The following is a 1,570-nucleotide window of genomic DNA, read 5'->3' on the forward strand; positions in this document are numbered from 1 at the left end:
CTGTAGGCGAACTTCTGGTCGCCGTGCACCACCCGGCTGTAGTCCAGGCCCAGCTGCGGGTCCTCGATCACCTGACCCGCGGCCCGGAAAGTGATCGCGAACACGAGGGTGGGCGGGGCGATCACATCGGGGTGGCCGAGCGCACGGGCTGTCTCCGGGTCCGTGTACGCCGGGTTGGTGTCCCCCACCGCCTCCGCGAACTCGCGGATCTTCTCCCGGCCCAGCTCGTAGGGGGCGGTGGGCGGGTAGGTCCGTCCCACGAAGGACTGGTCGAGCGCCATGGCCCGGCACCTCCTGGTGTGTCGGTGGCGGACGGTCAGAAGCGGCGCATGACGAAGCCGTCGCGGGTCTCGGTGCCGCCGCTCTGGAAGAGGACGTTGACGTTGCTGCTGAGGACGTAGTCGCCGAAGGGCGTGAGCGACACGGTCGTGGGGGCCGCCTCGGGGGACGCCTGCTCGCTCACCACGTGGGCGCTCTTCCACCCGTCGTCGGAGCGGAGCTTGAACAGGGCGGGCACGCCGCTGGAGCGGATGGTGTTCGTCGCGGCGTAGAGCGTGCCGTCCGAGCCGAGGGCCATGCCGTCGGCGCCGGGGATCCGCCGGTCCAGCGTGATCTCCTGGACGTCCTTGGGCCGGTGCAGCGGAATCCGGAAGAGCTGACCGGTGTCGTAGCGGACGACGATGAGGAAGCCGGCCCGGTCGTAGACGATGCCGTTCACGCCGACGTTGGGCATGCCCGTGGAGTCGTAGCCGGCGTCGAGGATCGTGTCGTACGCGAACTCCGACGCGGTGCCCGACGGGGTCACCTTGAAGATCTTCCCGGTGAACGAGTCGGTGACATAGGCGTTGCCCTGCGGGTCGAGGGCGAGGTCGTTGGCCAGGTGCAGGCCCGGCGACTGGCTGAGGTCGACGCGCTTCTCCAGGGCGCCGGTGGTCAGGTCGAAGATGGCCAGCCCCGCGTACCGGCCCCGGGTCTGCGGGCTGGAGCCCACGCTGAGCAGGGCGTTGGGGCCGGCGTAGACGTCGCCGTAGGTCGCCAGGAGGCGGTTGCGGGCCGCGTCGACCCGGATGCCGCCGGTGGCGATCAGGCTGGGGTCGCTGACCAGGGTGTGCGGTATGCCGTCGGCGCCCACGACGGAGATGGTGCCGTACCGCAGGGAACCGATCAGGAAGGCGTGGCGGGTCGGGTCCCAGGTGAAGCCCTCGGGGTGGATGGCGTGGCCCACACCGTGGATCACCTGCGGCAGGGCTGTCGTGGGCGCGGAGTGCCGGGTCGGCAGGTGCCGGGCCTGGGCCTGGGCGGCCGGGGTCACGGACAGGGTCACGGCCGCGGCGGCGGCGAGGACTGCGGAGGCCGCGGCGTACACGCGTCGGCGGCTGGGGCGGTGGGACATGGTGGCTCCTTCACAGAACAGGGAAAGGGAGAGGGGAAGTGAGAGAGAAGCGGCGACGGCAGGGTCCGGGGGCGCCTTCGCGTCAGTCCTTGATCTCGCAGATGGGGGCGCCGGAGGTGAGGGAGGCGCCGACTTCGGCGGTCAGGCCCTTGATGGTGCCTGCCTTGTGGGCGTTGA

Annotated in this window: 2 protein-coding genes; both read right to left on the reverse strand. The window is 71.0% G+C overall.

What is annotated here, in order from left to right; genetic code table 11:
- Positions 1-281: FAS1-like dehydratase domain-containing protein (locus ACZ60X_RS43870; RefSeq protein ID WP_469611445.1), on the reverse strand; the 281-nt coding region annotated here is incomplete at its 3' end.
- 35 nt (positions 282-316) lie between these two features.
- Entirely contained in the window at positions 317-1,393 is a 1,077-nt protein-coding gene (locus ACZ60X_RS43875) for an SMP-30/gluconolactonase/LRE family protein (protein WP_469611447.1), read from the reverse strand.
- Positions 1,394-1,570 lie beyond the last annotated feature (177 nt).

The organism is Streptomyces sp. NPDC104106 (assembly GCF_055584345.1).